A 3223-nucleotide genomic window follows, 5' to 3' on the forward strand; every position below is an offset into this window, starting at 1 on the left:
GAGGTTGTGATCGAGGATGCGATTCTCGGGATTGGCGGTCACTCGTGGTCCTCTCGTTCGGCCGTGATGGTGAGTTCGAGCCACATGCGCCCGGTGTGGCCTTTCTCGGCGGGGTGGATGACGGGCATGTGCTTGGTCATGCCTTTGCTCCGTTTCCGGCAGGTTCGACACTGGCGCTCCCGACCGCCAGGTGGTTCGTACGTGTTCTCGGGAGTGAACTCGTGCCCTCGCTTGCATTGCGTCTTCTTGGAGTTCCAGCCGACCGCGCGGCCTGCCCTCACTCGGTCGGCGGCGTTCTCCTTGCGGGTGTCCCATCGGAGATTCCAGAGATGGTTGTTCGTCCCGTCGCTGTCGTTATGGCACGCCTCCATGCCGTCCGGCCGTGGACCCACAAATGACTCAAGAACGAGACGGTGGACAGTCCTGCGAAACCCGTGTCCGGAATTGGATAGACCGACAGTCATGTACGAGTTCATTCGAACCTGGCGTAAGACCTGCCCCTTGAAGGTCCTCGTGGTGCCATTCGACTGGACGATTGTCCGGTCGAGGCTTCTCACTCGGCCCCGATCAGAGACCTGATACAGGCCCTCAAATCCAAGGACCGGACGCCATTGCTCGAGATCGAATTGGGTAGCATTCATCGCTAGCCCCTCCTTGCTGTAATCAAGTGAGCGGGTCAGTGGCCGTACGGTGTTTCCAGCACCTGCGGCCACGTTTGATTTTACCAGGCCAGAGCGCATTTTCAGTCCTCCGGTAGACGTTTCGCGTTGAGGATTGCGATCAGTTCACGGACGGTCATGTGCACCCACTGGTCCAGTGGATTCGCTTTGCCGTGACGCTTGCTGATGACCATCCCCGCGAGCGCATCGTCGTTGCCTCGCTCAGATTCCACCTCGGACATCCATCCCGACAGGTCCGTACGCGACGTGTTCTTGCACTCGACAGTTATGCGCTGTCCGTGGAGTCGAACGCCGCCGATGTCGCCGCGATCCTTAGCCCCTGTCTTGACGCGCCGGTCGATGCGGTCGTCGACATGCTCGGCGAGGACGTCGGCAACCTCGCGTTCAAATCGGCTGCCAGCGGCCTTTGCTGACGCCCTAGTTCTCCCCATAGCGCCCCCCTGCGTCTCGGCGTCCAGCCGTGGCGGGTGCGTAGTGCAGGCTGATTTCGACGTGGGCGGACTTTCGGGGCACCTTGTGGGTACTGAGTAGGGTGCGGGTGTCACGGCGCAACTGGGACGTGATGCGCGCCTTGGCCGCCCAGTGCAACCGCTGGTTCGCGTGCAGGGGCGGTTTCGCGTACGGCAGCTCGATGGTGATCGTCCTCATGCGCCCACCTGCTTCATCCGTGCCGCGCAGGGAATCTTGCGCACCATGTTCGTCGCGAGGTTCACGCACGCCGTCTCGGGCTCGGCCTTGCATGTCGGGCAGGTGCGCAGGATCGCGTCGTGCTGCTCGTAGGCGTTCCAGATCGGTTCGCCGTCGGCTCCGGCGATGGGCAGCCCGGCCAGTTGCGGGTCCGGTGGTGCGGCGGGTGGTAGTGATGCAACCTCGTCGGCCTTCTCGCGTTCTGCACGCTCGCGGCGGACCTTTCGGGCCAGCTCGATGATGTCGCCGGGCTTCGGGGTTTGCGCACCGGGCTGGTCGTAGTGGGCGACGACGCCGGCAATCGCGTCAGCCTGCTCGATGCCGTAGCGGGTGAACGATTCGGCCCACGCGATGATTCGAGCCCTGTCCGAGGTCACGCGGTCGTCGTAGATTTCGGCTCTCGAGAGCGCGGCCGCGACGGCCTTGATAGCCCATTCGGGTGGTGGCTGATCGGTCATGCGGTCTCCTGGTGGAATTCGGCGATGAGGGCTTCGGCGGTGGCGATGGTGTCGACGGCGCGCAGGGTGGCCTTGGTGGGCTTGTCGCTGTTGCGGCCTTCGACGGGCCGGGCTGCCTTGGCGACGAATCTTCGGATCTGGGTGGGGCTCCACGAGTCCGAGTGGTGCCACGCCTTGATGCCTTCGGCGATCTGGTGGGCGTCGATGCCGTCGGCGAGGAGTGTGTCGACTTCTTGGGCGACCTCGATCTGGGTCTTGGTGTCGATGCCACCGCCGGCCCATGTGTCGTAGCTTCGGGCGACTTCGTTGCCGGGGCCGCTGCGCGATGTCGCGTTGAGTTCGTTCATGCGCGCCACCGCTTTCGACTCGCGCGCGCGCTGGTGAGGTTTAGCTGGAACTGGTGGGGGGGTTTCCCCTGTTCCCCTGTTCCCCTGTTCCCCTGTTCCAGGCGCGACACCCTCGCGAGGCCTCGCGACACTCTCGCGAATTTCGGAGGATCGGTAGTCCATTGTGCCGTCTGGCCTGGGGAAACGCCCCTTTCCTGGCTTGTCGATGCGCTGGATCGATTCCCACCATGAGATGAACAGGAGGTGGTCGCCGCCGACCTCGTACCGGTGAAGTAGACCGGCTTGGTGGAGCTGGGAAATGGCTTCGGACACCCTCGCGACGGTCTCGCGAGGGCTCGCGAGCATGTCGCGAGAGAACACGTCTCCGACGATCAGGGCGATGTCGTCGCGGCCGACGCCGTTGTCGTCGACGTACGATTCGAGGCCCTTCAGAACGAGGCGCGCATCCCATGAGACGGAGGCGATTCGGGCTGACCGCCAGAACTCCGGCTTCGTCGATCTGATCCTCACTCCCCCTCCTTCCGTGTCGGTCTCGCGCACCCGTGGCACACTCGTGGCCGCCATGTGGTAGCGGGTAGGCGTGCGCCGCAGCGGGTGCAGCGAGGGAAGCGGGCGGGCGGCATCAGGCGTCACCGTCCAGCTCTTGCACATCCGCATTGGGTGGCGCCACGGTCTCGGCGGTGCGATCCCAGCAGATGGTGTTGTCGTCGTACTGGACTCCATGCTGGACGATCTGGAGTAGGTCGGCCAGCTGTCCACGCACGATGTCAGCAATCTCGGGGCCAGTTCCGTGCAGTTCACATGGTTCGGATTCGACAGGCCAACCACATTCGGCGCACACCACGCCACCGGGCAGGCATTCGTTGGACCACTTCTCGTTTCGGTCCGTGAGCCTGCGGGCCTCATCGCGTTCGTTGCGCCATTCGATCGCCCGTATTCTCGCCCGCTCCACCTCGGAGAGCAGTTCCCGCACGAGGTCTGGTGCGGCGGCGATGAACTCGGCGTCGGCCTCTCGGACAACGCCCTTGGCCGATCCGCCGTAGCAGTAGGA

At 64.1% G+C, this 3223-nt stretch carries 6 protein-coding genes and 1 pseudogene; 1 reads left to right on the plus strand and 6 read right to left on the minus strand.

The window, feature by feature from the left end:
- Positions 1-302: 302 nt before the first annotated feature.
- Positions 303-740: pseudogene (locus ACPXB3_RS22205) on the minus strand (NUMOD4 motif-containing HNH endonuclease); the annotation flags it as partial.
- 2 nt (positions 741-742) lie between these two features.
- Positions 743-892 (minus strand): hypothetical protein, encoded by a 150-nt coding sequence (locus tag ACPXB3_RS22210; RefSeq protein WP_425729786.1) that lies wholly within the window; start codon positions 890-892, stop codon positions 743-745.
- 66 nt (positions 893-958) lie between these two features.
- Between ACPXB3_RS22210 and ACPXB3_RS22215 the strand changes: the two genes are divergently transcribed.
- A complete protein-coding gene (locus ACPXB3_RS22215; RefSeq protein WP_425729788.1) occupies positions 959-1093 on the plus strand; it encodes a hypothetical protein in 135 nt (44 codons plus the stop codon).
- A 4-nt stretch (positions 1094-1097) separates the two neighbouring features.
- Here ACPXB3_RS22215 and ACPXB3_RS22220 read toward each other — a convergent pair whose 3' ends face one another.
- The 4 genes from ACPXB3_RS22220 to ACPXB3_RS22235 all read right to left on the minus strand — a co-directional run.
- A complete protein-coding gene (locus ACPXB3_RS22220; protein ID WP_425729790.1) occupies positions 1098-1328 on the minus strand; it encodes a hypothetical protein in 231 nt (76 codons plus the stop codon).
- A complete protein-coding gene (locus ACPXB3_RS22225; RefSeq protein WP_425729792.1) occupies positions 1325-1825 on the minus strand; it encodes a hypothetical protein in 501 nt (166 codons plus the stop codon). Before ACPXB3_RS22225 ends, ACPXB3_RS22220 begins: the two co-directional genes overlap by 4 nt.
- The gene (locus ACPXB3_RS22230; RefSeq protein WP_425729794.1) at positions 1822-2712 is read right to left on the minus strand and encodes a hypothetical protein; all 891 of its coding nucleotides are present in this window, start codon (positions 2710-2712) and stop codon (positions 1822-1824) included. Before ACPXB3_RS22230 ends, ACPXB3_RS22225 begins: the two co-directional genes overlap by 4 nt.
- 82 nt (positions 2713-2794) lie before the next feature.
- On the minus strand, positions 2795-3223 hold a 429-nt coding region (locus tag ACPXB3_RS22235), incomplete at its 5' end, for a hypothetical protein (RefSeq protein WP_425729796.1).

The organism is Gordonia sp. DT219, assembly GCF_049847065.1.
Classification (GTDB): Bacteria; Actinomycetota; Actinomycetes; order Mycobacteriales; family Mycobacteriaceae; genus Gordonia.

Bases quoted from the DNA above. Each gene is read 5' to 3' on its own strand.
- ACPXB3_RS22220 (WP_425729790.1), bottom strand. From the start codon at position 1,328: ATGAGGACGATCACCATCGAGCTGCCGTACGCGAAACCGCCCCTGCAC.
- ACPXB3_RS22225 (WP_425729792.1), bottom strand. From the start codon at position 1,825: ATGACCGATCAGCCACCACCCGAATGGGCTATCAAGGCCGTCGCGGCC.